General features: G+C 68.1%; 19 protein-coding genes. 11 read left to right on the top strand and 8 right to left on the bottom strand.

Annotation, left to right across the window (positions count from 1 at the left end; genetic code table 11):
• The gene (locus tag G6N49_RS08260) at positions 1 to 558 is read right to left on the bottom strand and encodes a type 1 glutamine amidotransferase domain-containing protein (protein WP_011560275.1); all 558 of its coding nucleotides are present in this window, start codon (positions 556 to 558) and stop codon (positions 1 to 3) included.
• 83 nt (positions 559 to 641) lie between these two features.
• Here G6N49_RS08260 and G6N49_RS08255 point away from each other — a divergent pair, with 83 nt between their 5' ends.
• From G6N49_RS08255 to G6N49_RS08245, 3 genes are read left to right on the top strand one after another with little or no spacing between them, the layout of a single operon-like run.
• On the top strand, positions 642 to 1,694 hold the full coding sequence (locus tag G6N49_RS08255; protein WP_011855842.1) for an alpha/beta hydrolase: 1,053 nt from the start codon (positions 642 to 644) through the stop codon (positions 1,692 to 1,694).
• Positions 1,695 to 1,704: 10 nt separating this feature from the next.
• A complete protein-coding gene (locus G6N49_RS08250) occupies positions 1,705 to 2,475 on the top strand; it encodes an SGNH/GDSL hydrolase family protein (protein ID WP_011768244.1) in 771 nt (256 codons plus the stop codon).
• A gap of 4 nt (positions 2,476 to 2,479) precedes the next feature.
• Positions 2,480 to 3,361, top strand: a complete 882-nt coding sequence (locus G6N49_RS08245) for a cyclopropane mycolic acid synthase family methyltransferase (protein ID WP_011855843.1) — start codon at positions 2,480 to 2,482, stop codon at positions 3,359 to 3,361.
• A gap of 6 nt (positions 3,362 to 3,367) precedes the next feature.
• Here G6N49_RS08245 and G6N49_RS08240 read toward each other — a convergent pair whose 3' ends face one another.
• Genes G6N49_RS08240 through G6N49_RS08230 form a run of 3 tightly spaced genes read right to left on the bottom strand, consistent with a single transcriptional unit; the run spans position 3,368 to position 5,019 of the window.
• Positions 3,368 to 3,940 (bottom strand): hypothetical protein, encoded by a 573-nt coding sequence (locus tag G6N49_RS08240; protein WP_011560279.1) that lies wholly within the window; start codon positions 3,938 to 3,940, stop codon positions 3,368 to 3,370.
• A gap of 53 nt (positions 3,941 to 3,993) precedes the next feature.
• Positions 3,994 to 4,185 (bottom strand): hypothetical protein, encoded by a 192-nt coding sequence (locus G6N49_RS08235; RefSeq protein WP_011560280.1) that lies wholly within the window; start codon positions 4,183 to 4,185, stop codon positions 3,994 to 3,996.
• A 9-nt stretch (positions 4,186 to 4,194) separates the two neighbouring features.
• Positions 4,195 to 5,019 (bottom strand): nuclear transport factor 2 family protein, encoded by an 825-nt coding sequence (locus G6N49_RS08230; protein WP_011560281.1) that lies wholly within the window; start codon positions 5,017 to 5,019, stop codon positions 4,195 to 4,197.
• Positions 5,020 to 5,128: 109 nt separating this feature from the next.
• On the opposite strand from G6N49_RS08230, the gene G6N49_RS08225 reads away from it, so the two are divergent.
• The 6 genes from G6N49_RS08225 to G6N49_RS08200 all read left to right on the top strand — a co-directional run bounded on the left by G6N49_RS08225 (position 5,129) and on the right by G6N49_RS08200 (position 11,240).
• Entirely contained in the window at positions 5,129 to 5,506 is a 378-nt protein-coding gene (locus G6N49_RS08225) for an Rv0313 family protein (RefSeq protein ID WP_011560282.1), read from the top strand.
• Between the two features lie 76 nt (positions 5,507 to 5,582).
• Complete coding sequence (locus tag G6N49_RS08220; RefSeq protein WP_011560283.1) at positions 5,583 to 6,005, top strand: hypothetical protein; 423 nt, start codon at positions 5,583 to 5,585, stop codon at positions 6,003 to 6,005.
• Between the two features lie 31 nt (positions 6,006 to 6,036).
• Complete coding sequence (locus G6N49_RS08215; protein ID WP_011560284.1) at positions 6,037 to 7,713, top strand: acyl-CoA synthetase; 1,677 nt, start codon at positions 6,037 to 6,039, stop codon at positions 7,711 to 7,713.
• Positions 7,714 to 7,783: 70 nt separating this feature from the next.
• Positions 7,784 to 8,584: an alpha/beta fold hydrolase gene (locus tag G6N49_RS08210; RefSeq protein ID WP_011560285.1), complete on the top strand. Its 801-nt coding sequence runs from the start codon at positions 7,784 to 7,786 to the stop codon at positions 8,582 to 8,584.
• Positions 8,581 to 9,762 (top strand): PP2C family protein-serine/threonine phosphatase, encoded by a 1,182-nt coding sequence (locus G6N49_RS08205; protein ID WP_011855844.1) that lies wholly within the window; start codon positions 8,581 to 8,583, stop codon positions 9,760 to 9,762. The genes G6N49_RS08210 and G6N49_RS08205 overlap by 4 nt, the downstream gene beginning before the upstream one ends.
• 2 nt (positions 9,763 to 9,764) lie before the next feature.
• Complete coding sequence (locus tag G6N49_RS08200; protein WP_011855845.1) at positions 9,765 to 11,240, top strand: AMP-binding protein; 1,476 nt, start codon at positions 9,765 to 9,767, stop codon at positions 11,238 to 11,240.
• 60 nt (positions 11,241 to 11,300) lie between these two features.
• Here the strand turns inward: G6N49_RS08200 and mbp1 are convergent, their stop codons facing one another.
• Positions 11,301 to 11,555, bottom strand: coding sequence for a microaggregate-binding protein 1 (mbp1, locus tag G6N49_RS08195; protein ID WP_041925075.1), 255 nt, complete (start codon positions 11,553 to 11,555; stop codon positions 11,301 to 11,303).
• 156 nt (positions 11,556 to 11,711) lie between these two features.
• Between mbp1 and G6N49_RS08190 the strand changes: the two genes are divergently transcribed.
• Positions 11,712 to 12,380: an SOUL family heme-binding protein gene (locus G6N49_RS08190; protein WP_011855847.1), complete on the top strand. Its 669-nt coding sequence runs from the start codon at positions 11,712 to 11,714 to the stop codon at positions 12,378 to 12,380.
• Between the two features lie 8 nt (positions 12,381 to 12,388).
• On the opposite strand, the gene G6N49_RS08185 is transcribed toward G6N49_RS08190, so the two are convergent.
• Complete coding sequence (locus G6N49_RS08185) at positions 12,389 to 13,198, bottom strand: SigB/SigF/SigG family RNA polymerase sigma factor (RefSeq protein ID WP_011560290.1); 810 nt, start codon at positions 13,196 to 13,198, stop codon at positions 12,389 to 12,391.
• Positions 13,199 to 13,743: 545 nt separating this feature from the next.
• Between G6N49_RS08185 and G6N49_RS08180 the strand changes: the two genes are divergently transcribed.
• Positions 13,744 to 14,190 (top strand): STAS domain-containing protein, encoded by a 447-nt coding sequence (locus tag G6N49_RS08180; protein WP_011560291.1) that lies wholly within the window; start codon positions 13,744 to 13,746, stop codon positions 14,188 to 14,190.
• An 8-nt stretch (positions 14,191 to 14,198) separates the two neighbouring features.
• Here G6N49_RS08180 and G6N49_RS08175 read toward each other — a convergent pair whose 3' ends face one another.
• A complete protein-coding gene (locus G6N49_RS08175; RefSeq protein WP_225892142.1) occupies positions 14,199 to 14,426 on the bottom strand; it encodes a hypothetical protein in 228 nt (75 codons plus the stop codon).
• 93 nt (positions 14,427 to 14,519) lie between these two features.
• Positions 14,520 to 15,314: a glutaminyl-peptide cyclotransferase gene (locus G6N49_RS08170; RefSeq protein WP_011855848.1), complete on the bottom strand. Its 795-nt coding sequence runs from the start codon at positions 15,312 to 15,314 to the stop codon at positions 14,520 to 14,522.
• Positions 15,315 to 15,317 lie beyond the last annotated feature (3 nt).

Here is a 15,317-nt window from a genome sequence, read left to right as displayed (position 1 = left end):
TCAGGTGTGCGCGGGAGTGTTGGCGAACTGATCGGTGATCGCCTGACAAAAGGCGGGCAGGTCTTTCGGCGACCGGCTGGTGATCAGGTTCCCGTCGATGCACACCTGTTGGTCGACGACGGTGGCCCCGGCGTTGCGCAGATCGGTGCGGATGCTCGGGTACGACGTGAGCGTGCGGTCCCGCACGACGTCGGCCTCCACCAGGGTCCAGGGACCGTGGCAGATCGCGGCGACGGGCTTACCGGAGCGCACGAAGTCCCGTACGAACGCCACGGCCGATTCGTCGAGGCGCAGCTTGTCGGGATTGACCGTGCCCCCGGGCAGGACGAGCGCGTCGAACTCCTCGACCCGCGCCTCACCGACCGGGCGGTCGACGGAGAACGAACCCGCGGGTTCGAGATCGTGGTTGCGTGCCTCGATCTCGCCGGGTTCGAGCGACAGCAGTTCGACCTGTCCGCCCGCGGTCTCGACCGCCGCGCGCGGCTGTTCGAGTTCGACCTTCTCCACGCCGTCCGCGGCGAGGATGGCGATCTTGCGGCCCTGTAGTTCCTTCGGCATGTGGAAGTCCTTTCTGCGACGGAATCAGGCGTACCCGCGTGAACGGGATCGAACACCTCGAACACCTCCGTAGGCTTTCGGTCGTGATCCCCGCCGCACTGCGCTGCGTGCCCGCCGGTCAGGTCGACGTCACCGCGCCCGTGACCATCGACGGCCTGAGCTACATCGCACCCGACGACCCCGCGATGCCGATGTACCGGGTGATCGCGAACAACCGGCAGCCGGTGGCGTTGCGGGATCTGATGATCCAGCCGGTGCGCAGCGGCTACATCGGTGACGGACATCAGCCGGACCCGGCGCTGGTCCCGCCCACCGGGGCGCAGGCGGTGCCGGACGTCGACGTCGACCAGGTGTACCTGCCGGTGCGCGACGGGGTGGCGCGGTGCCAGCTGTACCGGCCCAGGGCGGCGCCCGCCGACGAGCAGCTACCGGTGATCGTCTACTACCACGGCGGCGGGTTCACCGTCGGTGTGTCCGAGGACTGCGACTTCCTCGCGCGCAAACTGGCCTTCACCAACTCCGCGCTGGTGGTGTCGGCCAATTACCGCTCCGCACCGGAGTTCATGTTCCCCACGCCGCTCGACGACGCCTTCGACGTGTACCGCTGGGTGACCGTGAACGCCGAACTCGTGGGCGGGGACGCGACCCGCGTCGCGGTGGCGGGCGACTCGGCCGGCTCGAACTTCGCTGCGGCGCTGGCGTTGCGGGCCCGCGACGAGCACGCCCGGGTTCCCGATGCGGTGGTGATGCTCGGCGCGATGCCCGATTTCCACTTCGAACGCTGGGATTCGTTCCGCGCCCAGGCGCCGCGCGGGATCGTCTACGACATGGCCTTCGCGGGGTTCATCCGCGGCGCGTACGTCGGCCCCACGCCGTGGGACCATCCGTGGGTCAGCCCCATCGAGGGCGACCTGACCGGATACCCGCTCACCGTGATCACCGCCGGCACCCACGATCCGATCGTCGACTCCGCCAGAGCGTTCGGCGAGCGGATCCGGGCGGCCGGCGGTCAGACCGTCGAGTACTTCCCCGCGGGGATGCCGCACGGCTACTACTTCTTCCCCGGCGTGCATGCCGAAGAGGACGTCGCCTACGAAATCGTCGCCGAGGCGCTGGCGAAACCGTTCCGCCGCTAGGCTTTTGGTCGTGTCCGGGTATACGCGCTACGTGGCGATCGGCGACAGCCAGACCGAGGGGCTGTGGGACCGCGACGGCGACGGCGGGTTGATCGGTTTCGCCGACCGGCTGGCCGCGCATCTGGACACCCTTTATCCCGGTATCGCATACGCCAACCTCGCGGTGCGTGGCCGCCGGATCGCCCACGTGCTCGACGACCAGTTACCCCTGGCCCTTTCCATGCGGCCGGATCTGATCACGGTCTGTATCGGGATGAACGACGTGACGCGGCCCGGCCGGTCGTTCGGCGCGGCGCTGGCCGACCTCGATGCCCTCTACGCGAAGCTGGCCGCCTCCGGCGCGACGGTCGTCACCACGATGTTCCCCGACATCACCGCGATACTGCCGGTGGGCAGGCTGATCGCCGGCCGGGTGCGTCGGGTCAACGGCGTCATCGAGACGGCCGCGCAGCGGTACGGGTTCCGGCTCGTCGACCTGTACCACGCCGAGTCGATGCGTGAGCACGACACCTGGAGCGCCGACCGCGTGCACGGTTCGGCGAAAGGACACCGGTTGTTCGCCGCGGCCGCCGCCGAAGCCCTCGGCCTGCCGGGCAGCGACCACAGCTGGGCTTCGGCCGGCGCGTGCGCCGAGCAGCCGTCGTTCCGGACCCGGGCGGCCTCGCAGGTGTCCTGGACACGCAATATGTTCGTCCCACACCTGTGGGGCAATCTGCGGGGCGTGTCCAGCGGTGACGGGCTCGCACCGCGGCGTCCGGTATTGGCCCCGGTAATACGATGAGCGGATGCCCGACACACCGGACGACCCGGACGAGATGAAGCCGCACTTCGACGACGTGCAGGCCCACTACGACCTCTCCGACGAGTTCTTCGCGCTTTTCCTCGACGCGACCCGGACCTACAGCTGCGCCTACTTCGAACGCGACGACATGACGCTCGAAGAGGCCCAGCTCGCGAAGATCGACCTCGCGCTGGGCAAGCTCGGTCTGCAACCCGGTATGACGCTGCTCGACGTCGGCTGCGGCTGGGGTTCGACGATGATGCGGGCGATCGAACGCCACGACGTCGACGTCATCGGGTTGACGTTGTCGGAGAACCAGCGGGCGCACGTCCAGAGCCGTTTCGCCGCCGACCAGAGCCCGCGCTCCAAGTCCATCCTGTTGCAGGGTTGGGAGCAGTTCGACCAGCCGGTCGACCGGATCGTGTCGATCGGGGCCTTCGAACATTTCGGCCACGAACGCTATGACGCGTTCTTCGCGATGGCACACCGCGTGCTTCCTGACGACGGGGTGATGCTGCTGCACACCATCACCGGGCTGCACCCCGACGAGATGGCCGAGCGCGGTATGCCGCTGTCGTTCCAGTTCGCCCGGTTCGTCCGGTTCATCGTCACCGAGATCTTCCCGGGCGGCCGCCTACCGTCGATCCCGATGGTCGAGGAGCGCGCCGCCGCGGGCGGTTTCACCGTGTCGCGCGTGCAGTCACTGCAGCCGCACTACGCGAAGACGCTCGACATCTGGGCCGCCGCGCTGGAGGCACGCCGCGACGAGGCCATCGCAATCCAGTCCGAAGAGGTCTACGACCGGTACATGAAGTACCTCACCGGCTGCGCCGACATGTTCCGCGTCGGGTACATCGACGTCAACCAGTTCACGCTCGAGAAGTAGGCCGGCTCAGATACCGGTCCAGGATTCGTCGATCATCTCGGCGACGTTGATGACCTGAGCCTGTTTGCTCTCGGGGCTCTCGATCTCGCCCGCGACGTGGGCGGCGATGAAGCGTTTGATCTCGGAGTCGATGCCGCCGATGATGCGGACCACCTCGGCGCGCAACGATTTCGACGTCACGTGGATCGAGATGTCCGACGGCCGTGGCTTCTTGACGTCGAGGATGAGCAGCAGCGGATGCGCCGCCAGTGCCGAGGCCCGCAGCGAGATCTCGCCGTAGACCACGAATTTCGGCTTGTCGATGCGCAGGTCGACGACCATGTCGATCTCGAGCGGGATGCGGATCGCGAACGTGATCATCTCGCCGACGTGGCGGGTCACCCGGGGTTGCTGGATCTTCACCCGGGCGGTGACCTTGGCGATACCGCCCGGCCCCTGACCCATCGGGCCCATCTCGAACGCGTCGCCGGCGATGTCGCCGATCGCCGCACCGACCCGTTCCTCGGTGACGGCGAATTCGAAGAACCTACGGCCGAAGTCCTCGTAGGTCATGTGTTGGCGGTCAGACATGGTCGTCATACCGTCTCATGTCCGGGTTCCGGTGAGGTGCAACCCGGCCGTCTCGCCCGGGCTCAGCTGCCCTGCTGTTGTGAGCGGGCCTCCGCGCCGGTCTGCTCGTCGTCGAGCGCGTCGTCGCTGCCGGTGCGGCCGACGTAGGTGCCGGCCTCTTCGTCGCCTTCTTTCCCCGCACGGGAGGACGCGACCTTCTGGTCGTCGCCCACGTCGGATTCGTTCTTGCCGGCTTCATCGCTGGGTGTGCTCACGGGGCAGGTCTACCCGCCGTCCACCCCGGTTAACCCCGGCCCCGCGAAGACGCGCAGGCGCGCGATCGTGAACGGTCGCGTCCCGACATCGGCGATCAGCACCGCGGGTTCACCGTCGGGGGTACGCACCGCGGCCACCACGTGGCGTCCGGCGGCGATCAGCCTGTCGCACCGACCGCCGGCCAACAGGGCGAGCAGATCCGTGCCGCTGAGCGGGCGGTGTTCGCCGACGGTCACCCGAGTGCCCCGGCCGAGCCTCCGCCGCACGGCCACCTCATCGCCGCCCGCGGCGTCGCGCAGGAACCGCTCGACGCCCCGCTTGCCGGTCGCACCCACACTCCGCAGGCCCGCGAGGAACCCTGCCGCACCGGCCGGCCCCTGGTTGCGCAGCAGCGCGACGCCCAGCGCCCCGCCGACCGGGACCGCTCGCGGCCCGCTGCGCAGGAACTGGCCCACCATGCCCGGCAACTCCCAGAACGCCTGCAGACGGGAGATCTTCGGCCGGCCGCCGACCGGGGCGAGGTCGTATTGGAGGACGGCGGGGATCGTCATCGTCACCCGCGGCGACATCCGCACCTCGAGGTCGACGTCGCGGACGACCGTCTGGTCCACCACCACGTCGGAGCGGACGTGGAAGGCGATGTCGCGCGGGGCGATGAACGTCGCATAGAAGCGGTCGATGCGATCGGTGCCGCGGTGCGCCCGGCTGCCGACGGGATCCTCGATCACGGCGTCGGGCGTGTACAGCGACACCCACCCGGCACGGTCGTGTGCGGCCGCCAGGCGCGGTGAGCGCTCGACGGCGGACAGCAGGTCGGCCTGGGTGAAGGTCATACGGTCACCTATCTCGCGCGCCTCGGATCCAACTGTGAGTACCGTGAGTGTTGCGGTACTTGAGGAGGACGGCAACGATGGACACACGGCCCACGATCGGCGAACTGCAATGAGCAACAACGGACCATTCGGCTTCGACCCCGACGACTTAGACCGGGTCGCGCGTGAAGCACTGGAAGGCGTCGGCCGCTTCTTCACCACCTCGGGTGAGCGCGCCGGGTGGGGTGCCCTGATCGACGAGTTGGGGCGGTTCGGCCGGCCCAGGACCGAGCCGGAGACCACCGGTGAGACCGGCGACGGCGTGTGGGCGATCTACACCGTCGACGCCGACGGCGATGCCCACATCGAGCAGGTGTTCCCCACCGAACTCGACGCGCTGCGGGCCAACAAGAACAACACCGACCCGACCCGCAAGGTGCGGTTCCTGCCGTACGGGATCGCGGTCAGCGTGCTCGACGCGAATACGCCCGGCGACTCCGCGGAGTAGACGGAAAGCGGTCGCGCCCGTCGGCCACCGGTTACGCTTTGCCGCGAGGCCATCGAGTCAGCCGTGAGGGTGGGACATGTTTCGTGAACTCTTCGTCGCCGTGTCGATCGCGGGCGCCGCTGTCGGACTGGCGCCGGGCGCCCTTGCCGACCCGTCCAACGACTACCACGACGATCCCGGCCGGTATCCCACCGACGTGCCGGGGATGAGCTACGAGGCCAAGCTCGGGGCGCCCTGTTACAGCTGGGAGCGCAATGTGTTCGGGCGCGGCCGTGGCGGCGAACCGCTGCAGTGCAAGTGGATCCCGAACCAGTGGCCGCCGGTGTACACGGGCTTCTGGACGGCGACGTACGCGCTGTACGGCGTGCAGGACATCGGCGCACCCTGCCCCGGCCCACAGTCCACCGCCCAAGCGCCCGACGGCAGGCCACTGCTGTGCGTCGGCGCCAGGGGATGGCAGCCGACGGTGCTGACCGGCAGCGGTCTGCATCCGGCCTGACACTTCGACCATACGATGTTCGCGTAGTTGTATGGTCATGGCCATGAGCGACGGTGGTGTGAGTTTCGATCTGTCGACCGTGTTCAAGACGGTCGCCGAAGCGGTTCCGGACAACACGTTCCTGGTGTGGCGGGACCGCAGGCTCAGCTATGCCGAATCCGACGCCCGGGTGGATGGCGTCGCGCACTATCTGACATCGGTGGGCCTGGGCTGCCATACCAAACGCGATCGCCTGCAGGGGCACGAATCGGGGCAGGACCACCTGGGGATCTACCTGCGCAACGGCAACGAGTACCTCGAGGCGATGATCGGCAGCTACCGGGCCCGCGTCGCACCGTTCAACGTGAACTACCGCTACGTCGACGAAGAACTCACCTATCTGCTCACCGACGCCGACGCGAAGGCTCTCGTCTACGCCGCGGAGTTCGCGCCGCAGGTCGCCGCGGTGCGGGACCGACTGCCGAACCTGCGGGTGCTGATCCAGGTCGCCGACGACTCCGGTAACGAACTGCTGCCCGGCGCAGTCGATTACGAGTCGATCGTCACCACGCCCGCACCTGCCGGTGGAATGCCGACGCCGACCGGCGACGACCTCTACATCCTCTACACCGGCGGCACCACCGGAATGCCGAAGGGTGTGCTGTGGCGCCAGCACGACATCTTCCTGTCCTCGATGGGCGGCCGACCGTTCGGCAGCGACACGTTCCTGTCCTCATATGAGGAGCTCGCCGAACGGGCACGGGCCGGCGCGGGCGCGATGGGGCTGTTGATGATCCCGCCCTTCATGCACGGCGCCGCGCAGTGGGCCGCCTACAACGCGGTGACGATGGGCGGCAGGCTGGCCATCCCCGACCATGTCGACCGCCTCCACGCCGACGATGCGCTCCGCGTCGCCGCCCGCGAACGCGTGCTGAGCATCCCGATGGTCGGCGACGCGGTGGCCCGCCCCCTGCTCGACGAGATCGAGCGCGGCGACTACGACCTGTCGGGGCTCGTCACGCTGACCAACGGCGGCGCACCGCTGTCGCCGACGGTGCGCGACCGGATCCTGGCAGCATTGCCGCACGTCATCGTCATGGACGCGGTGGGGTCCTCGGAGTCCGGCGCCCAGATGAGCACCTACGCCAGCGCCGGCGCCGAGGTCGAGGCCGCGACGTTCACACCGCAGAGCGACACCGCGGTGGTCTCCGCCGACTTCACGCGGGTTCTGCAACCCGGTGAGGGGCCGGGCTGGCTGGCACGGCGCGACCTCGTCCCCCTCGGATATCTCGGAGACGCAGCCAAAACCGCCAAGACCTTCCCCACCATCGACGGGGTCCGCTGGTCGGTGCCCGGTGATCGCGCGAATGTGTTGGCGGACGGGCGGATCGAGCTACTGGGCCGCGATTCGGTGACCATCAACTCCGGCGGGGAGAAGATCTTCGCCGAGGAGGTGGAACGCGCGGTCGCGGCGCATCCGGCGGTGTACGACGTCGTGGTGGTCGGCCGGCCCTCCGAGCGGTGGGGCAGCGAGGTCGTTGCGGTCGTGCAGCTCGCCGAGGGCGCCTCGGCGACCGACGAGGAACTCGCCGAGGTGTGTTCCCGGTCGATCGCCCGCTACAAGGTGCCGAAGGTGTTTCTCAGGGCCGAGAAGGTCGTCCGGTCGCCGGCGGGTAAGGCCGACTACCGCTGGGCGAAAGCCGTTGCCACGGAGAGCGTCAGCAGCTGACGACCGGGGCCGGTGGAAATTCCGCCCGGAGGCTCCCCCGTCACACGCTCGGGATGAAAGGATCATCTCGATGGATGTGCGCTCACGGAACAACGTCCGGATCGTCGGGGCCGAGCACGGGCCCACGATTGTCCTCGCGCACGGGTTCGGCTGCGACCAGAACCTGTGGCGGTTGGTGACCGCACGACTCGCGCCGGAATTCCGGGTGGTCCTGTTCGACCATGTGGGTTCCGGGGCCTCGGACCCCGCTGCGTGGGACGCCGACCGCTACTCGTCACTGGATGGTTACGCCGAGGACATCCTCGAACTGCTGCGCGAACTCGACCTGCGCGACGTCGTGTTCGTCGGGCATTCTGTCGCCGCGATGATGGGGGTGCTCGCCGTCCGCGCCGACCCTGGCCGGTTTGCGAAACTCGTGCTGCTCACCCCGTCACCGTGCTACGTCGACGACGGCGACTACCGGGGCGGATTCACCAGGGCGGACATCGACGAGCTCCTCGAATCCCTCGAGAGCAACTACCTCGGATGGTCACGCGCGATGGCCCCGACCATCATGGGCGCGCCGGAGCAGCCGGAGCTGTCGGAGGAGTTGGCCGAGAGTTTCTGCCGCACCGACCCGACGCGGGCGCGGGTGTTCGCGCGCGCGACGTTCCTGTCCGACAACCGGGACGATCTCGACGGCGTGGGTGTACCCACGTTGATCATCGAGTGCGCACACGACGCGATCGCCCCGCGCGGTGTCGGGGAATTCGTCCACGGCCGCATCGCCGGCAGCACGCTGGTCACTCTGGACACCAGCGGCCACTGCCCCCATCTGAGCGCCCCGGCGGAGACCGCCGAGGCCATCGCCGGGTTCGCCCGGTCGACGTGAACAGCGCCGAGGGTGCGGCACCTGCACCGGAATGCTCCGTCGAGGATCTGTACGAGCACGCCCCGTGCGGTCAACTCGCGACCGCGCCCGACCGGCGGATCATCTCGGTGAACGAGACGCTGGTGCGCTGGCTCGGCCGCTCCCGCGACGAGTTGATCGGCACACCGTTCACCGATCTGTTGACCGTCGGCAGTCGGATCCACTTCGAGACCCACTTCGTTCCCCTGCTGCATCTCACCGGTGAATTACAGGGTGTCGCAGTCGATCTCATCGCGTCGGGCGGCGCCCGTCTGCCCGCGCTGATCGCCGCGAACGTCAAGACCGACACAGGCGGAGCGCCGGCGACCATCCGGTTCGTCCTCCAGGACGCCAGCGACCGGCGAGCCTATGAACGCGAACTCCTGGCCGAGCGGGAACGCGCCGAGCAGGAGCGAACCAGGGCGACCGCGCTCGCGCGGACACTGAAACGCTCCCTGCTGCCGCCTGCCCTGTCCCCTCCCGCGGGCCTGGAGGCCTGCGCCCACCTGCACGCGGCATCGCACGACGAGGTCGGCGGCGACTTCTACGATCTGTTCGCGCTGGCTCCCGGCCGTTCGGCATTCTTCCTGGGCGACAGTTGCGGGAAAGGGATCAGCGCGGCGACCGTCGCGTCGCTGACCCGCTACACGCTGCGGGCGGCGGCGGTGTTCGACGACGATCCGGTGGCGGTGTTGCACAACCTCGACACCGTGCTCATCAACGAGTTCGGTGCGGACCGTTCGCATTTCTGCACCGTGATCTACGGGGTGCTCGCCCGCCACAACGGGGGGTTCGACGTGCATCTGGCCAGCGGTGGTCATCCACCGGCGCTTCTGCTTCGCGCCGACGGCGGTGTCCACAAGATCACCACCGAGGGCGGTCAGGCCGTCGGCATCTTCACCAACGCCCGGTTCGCCTCGGCGCGTGTGCACCTCGGCGCCGGTGACACCCTGGTGCTGTACACCGACGGGGTCACCGAGGCCCGGATCGGAAGCGGCGCAGAACGATTCGACGACCATGACGCGCTGATGGAACTGGCCCGCGCGCATGCGCCCACCACGGCGACCGCGATCGTCGAGACGTTGCGGAACCTGCTGGCCGATCTGGGCGACGGCGTCGAGGACGATGCGGCGGTGCTCGCGCTCGGGGTGCCGCGGTAGACATGCTCCTGCACGACCTCGTGACGTCGGCCGCCGCCGCGGATCCGGACCGCCCGGCGGTCATCGGACCCGACGGCGCCGCGACCTCGTTCGCACAGTTCGACCGGCAGATCCGGTCGGTCGCCGGATGGGTCGCGACCCACAGCGAACCGGGTGACCGGATCGCGGTCATCGCCGACAACAGCACTGCCTACGCCCGGCTGTACTACGCGGTGCCACGCGCCGGCCGGGTGCTGACGCTGGTCAACCAGCGCCTGCGGGCCGACGAGCAGTACACCCAGCTGGCGCTCACCGAACCCACCGTCGTCATCGGCGACCAGACCTACGTGGACGCACTGACCGAGCTGCGGTCCCAGGTCCCGTCGGTGCGCCACGTGATTGCGGCCGGATCTCCGGAGCTCACGGCCGAACCGGGCGAGCCCGGCGTCGACGTCGCGTGCGCACCCGAGGACCCCGCCTGGCTGCTGTTCACCAGCGGATCGACCGGCACTCCTAAAGGCGTTGTGCACAGCCACCGTTCGATACTCGCCGCCGTGCAAGGTTCGGTCATCGGCCGCGCCGTCCCCCGCGGCGGGGTGTACCTGTTGCCGTTTCCGATGTGCCACATCGCCGGCTACAACATGCTGGTGCAGCACGCCGTCGCCGCCACCGTGGTGCTCGCGGCGCAGTTCCGGGCCGACGCGATCGCGCGCACCATCAACGACTGCGCGGTGACCGCCTGTTCACTGGCTCCGACGATGCTGCATGCACTGCTCGACCACCTGCGGGCCACCGGTGCCACGCTGCCGACCCTGCGGTCGATCGCCTACGGGTCCGCCGCGATCCCGGCCGAGCTCCTGCGCACCGCACTCGAACGCCTCGACGTCGACTTCCATCAGGGTTACGGCATGACCGAGACCGGCGGGAACGTCACCTTCCTCGGCCCCGGCGACCACCGGCGCGGCCTCGCCGGGCACCCCGCGATCCTGGCCGGCGCCGGCCGACCCCATCCGCATGTCGAGGTCCGGATCGGCGACGACGGTGAGATCCTGGTCCGCGGCCCCCAGGTTGCCACCAGCTACTGGCGCGGGCGTTCTGCGGTGGACGGTGAAGGGTGGCTGGCCACCGGTGACATCGGCCGCATCGACGCGGACGGCAACCTGTACGTGGTGGACCGCCGCAGGGACATCGTGGTCACGGGTGGGGAGAACGTGTCCTCCCGCGAAGTGGAGGACGTCCTGACCGACCACCCGGAAGTGGAATCGGCCGCCGTGGTCGGTGTGCCGGACGAATACTGGGGTGAAGCGGTGTGCGCGGTCGTCGTGGCGGCCGAGGGTCGACACCCCACCGAGTCGGCGCTGGTCGAGCACGTGCGGGCGCGGCTCACCGGGTTCAAGCGCCCACGCCATGTGCTGTTCGTCGACGCCTTGCCGCTGACGACGAACGGCAAGATCGACAAGAACCGGGTCCGCCGGCTCGCCCGTTCCGCGCTGACCTGATCCGGACACACGAACGGCCCGCACCTGCAGGAGGCGCGGGCCGGCCGTCAGTCGGTGTTCTCAGTTGTCGTTCTGTTCGGACTTCTGCCGCTCCTCGGCGACCTTGGCCGAACCGCGCGCGGCCTCGGCTTCGGCCTCCTTCTTGGCGGCGTCGCGTTGGGCGTCGGCCTTGTCCTGCTGCGCCTGACCCTCCCGGTAGAGGTCGTCACGGCCCAGTACCGCGCCCGCGACCTCCTTGGCCTTGCCCTTGACCCCTTCGACCGCGCCCTTGACGGCTTCCTCCGGTCCGCTGTTGCCGCTGTTGTCGTCGGCCATGTGTTGGTCCTTCCTGTTCCCTGCCTCGCGTCGAGGCGTTCGGGACCTCTGTTCCCAGAAGTGATCACGCACCAAACCTGACGTGACGCACAGACCGATGTCGCGTTCATTACGCCCCACCCCGCGCCGTTTGCCGGGCTCCGCCACCGGCTAATCGTGCGTGGACCGACGAAAGGACGGACGACGTGCTCGACTCCAGTGTTTCGGATAGCCGGCCAGGTGGCCGAGGGTGCGGGGGCCGTCGTGGGGATCCGGCACGGCACCGAGGAGCCCCCGCACACCACGCAGCCACTGTCGGCGTCAGTCGAGATCCGCCGTTACGACCAGCGGATCGCCGCGGAGACCACCGTGTCCGCCGACGAGGAAGCCTCACGCAACGAAGGGTTTCGCCGCCTCGCGCGGTACATCTTCGGCGGCAACCACGGCGGCACCGAGATCGCGATGACCGCTCCCGTCACCCAGCAGCGCGGCACCAAGATCGCGATGACCGCGCCGGTGGCGCAGTCCTCCGATGCCGCAGGTGAGTGGACGATCCGGTTTTTCATGCCCTCGAAATGGACGATGGACACCCTGCCCACCCCGAACGACGATCGCGTGCGGTTGACGGTGGTGCCGGCCGAGACCGTCGCGGTACTCACCTTCACCGGCGACCGCGGCCCGCGAACCGTCGCCGAACGCACCGAGGAACTGCAGAACACGTTGCGAGACAGCGCCTTCGAACCGATCGGCGAACCGGCGGCATGGTTCTACGATCCGCCGTGGACGCTGCCGTTCCGGCGTCGCAACGAGATCGCGGTCGCGGTCCGCCAGCGCTCCGGGGGCTGACCTACAGGTCAGCTCATCCCGTCGCGCAACTGCTGAAGTGTCTTGGCCAGGATCCGCGAGACCTGCATCTGCGAGACACCGATTCGCTCGGCGATCTGCGTCTGCGTCATCGACGCGAAGAACCTGAGGCTGATCACGGTGCGCTCACGTTCGGTCAGCGCCGCCAGCAGCGGACGCAGCGACTCACGGTCGGTGATGTGCTCCATCTCCCCGTCGACCTCGCCGAGCGTGTCGGCGAGCGAACGCGTCGTGTCGTCCGACGATGAGATGGGGCTGTCGATCGAGCGCAGGCTGTACGCGTCACCGGCAACCAGGCACTCCACCACTTCCTGCCGGTCGGCCCCGAGTTCGGCGGCCAGATCGGTGGGTGTGGGGGGACGGCCGAGCGACTGCGTCAGCCGCGGGGTCGCCCGGGTGATCTGCACGTGCAGATCCTTGAGCCGGCGTGGGACGTGCATCGCCCATCCGTTGTCCCGGAAGTGGCGTCGGATCTCGCCCAGCATCGTGGGCACTGCGAACGACAGGAAGTTGGCGCCGTTCTCGGGATCGAAGCGGTTCACCGCATGCATCAACCCGACCCGGGCGATCTGCACGAGATCGTCGAGGTTCTCGCCCTTGCGGTGATAGCGGAATGCGATGTGGTCGGCCAACGGAAGGCATCGCGTCACGATGCGTTCACGCTGCCGGTCGTGATCCGGGGTTCCGGGGCTCAATACCGACAGCAGGCGGAACATGTCCGGGACATCGGTGTAGTCGTCTTGGGTACGAGTGGACGGCCTTTTGGCCGTCACCTGGAGTGTGTCGTCAATGATCGTCATCGCGGGTCCTTCCGGACTCGGTGCGGACGCGAAGGCGACGCCGGCTGTTCGACGCATGCCTTGCTTATCCGGGAGACGGTGCTGTGGCCAACGGGAGCCATGACGGCTGGCGGTGACATCGGCGGAAATAGGACCGTTGGCTTGATCGGACTACCGCCTGCAGCGGGCCGCTTTGCACTAAACGGTGACGCCTCCCGAACGGGATGTGTGTCACTCTACCCCCTCGAACCGGCATCGGGGCCGTTGTGCACCCGGCAGTTTGAGGAACTACGCAATCCGTCGTTGCTGGTCGCGATTCGTCCGTCGTTTGCCACAGCGCAACGGAGATTGCGAGCAAAGCCGCAGGTGGGGGCGTACCTGAGAACCTCCTTAAGCTTGTAGTAATACGACGCATTCCGTAGTAATCTGCGTCACAGGTTGAGAAGCGCAGCCAGCGGCCTGGTCATCCGGTCAAGGCTCGCCGGCCATCCCCCGGCGGCGTGCGAGCTCCGTATCGCGGTGACCGCACTACCTGTCGGGGCATCACAATCGAGGGAGTCCCACCCATGATTGACGTCGGAACCGTCCGGGTTTTCCGTCCCGACCCCTCGGCGGCAGAATCGCCGCAACAGCGCGGGCGCGCCGTGTTCTCCATCCGGTCGCTGCCGCCGACCCTCTCGGTGGTCACCGCGGTCGGCGAGATCGATGCCACCAACGGGCGCGATCTCGGCCGCTACGTCGAGTGCCACACCGCCTCGGCGACCCAGCTGATCGTCGACCTGACCGGCGTCACCTTCTTCGGGTCGCAGGGTTTCAGCGCGCTGCACTACATGAGCGTGAGTTGCACGCGGATCGACGTCGACTGGGTGATCGTGCCGGGCGGGGAGGTACGGCGGCTGTTGCGAATCTGCGATCCGCAGGGGGAATTACCGCTCGCAGACAGCGTCGATGCGGCGTGCGCGCGACTCGACCGGGTCACGCGCCGGCGCCAACCCTTCTCGTGGGCAGGCTGACCGGTCGTTCAGGTCGCGAGTTCGACCTCGTAGCAGACCGCGTACCGCCGGAAGTTCGGCGTCGGGCGGAACAGATGACCGGCGTCGGGTGACCACGTCACCACGCGCAGCAGACGTTTGTACGACGGCAACTGCTTGGCCACCAGTTCGGCCAGCGCAGCACGGGGTGAATACCCGCAGCGATCGTCAACGTCCTTCGGAAGCAGCACATCCCACATGGTTTCCTCGACCCGCATGCGAAAAGTGTCACGCGCGAACGGCCGTCGGCCGAGGACCTCGCGCGGCCGTGTCGAAGATCGAGACCAATTAGTGACCTTGGTCACAAACCGCTACATCGCGTCGAAGCGCACCCGGTACATCGTCGACCAGTTCTTGCCAGTGATCAGGTACTGTCCGTCACCGGTGTAGGCAATACCGTTGAGCACGTTGACATCTGGTTCCGCTCGACGCAGCGGCGCGGCATCGACCGAAGCGTTCACCGTTCCCGTGCCCGGGTCGATCCGGATGATCTCGTCGGTGGGCCACACATTCGCCCACACTTGGCCGTCAACACATTCCAGCTCGTTGAGACCCGCGACCGCTTCTCCGCCCGGTCTGGTGACGGTCACGCCGCCGATCTCGGTGAAGTCGGCGGGTGCGACGAATCGCAGCCGGTCGCTGCCATCGCTACGGACGATCCGGCCACCGTCGAAGCACACACCCCACCCCTCACCCTCGATGGGAATCTCCCGAATCGGAACGAAGGCTGTTTTGTCCCATTCGATTGCGACACCATCGCGATAAGTGACCTGCCAGATGCGGTTGCCGACGGCGGTCATACCCTCACCGAAGTATCCGCCGGGTAGCGGCGTCGAACGCCGCACCGCACCCGTGCCGGGGTCGAGTTCGCGCAACTGTGACTGCCCGGCGAGTCCGGTGGTCTCGAACAATGCCGCGCCGTCGAACTCCAGACCCTGGGTGAACGCCGACGTGTCGTGCGGTACCTCGTCGAGCACCGTGATACGGAATTGCGACTGGACAATCGGCGCCGCACCGGCGTCGTGGGCGTCGGCACATCCCGCCGCCAACATCACGGCGGTGACGCCCAACCCGGTCAATACACGTAACGCGCTCATCAACGACATCGT

It is taken from the genome of Mycolicibacterium monacense (genome assembly GCF_010731575.1).
GTDB classification, from domain to species: domain Bacteria; phylum Actinomycetota; class Actinomycetes; order Mycobacteriales; family Mycobacteriaceae; genus Mycobacterium; species Mycobacterium monacense.
Note: the sequence above shows the minus strand (reverse complement) of the source record. Positions and strands in the feature narration are given on the sequence as shown.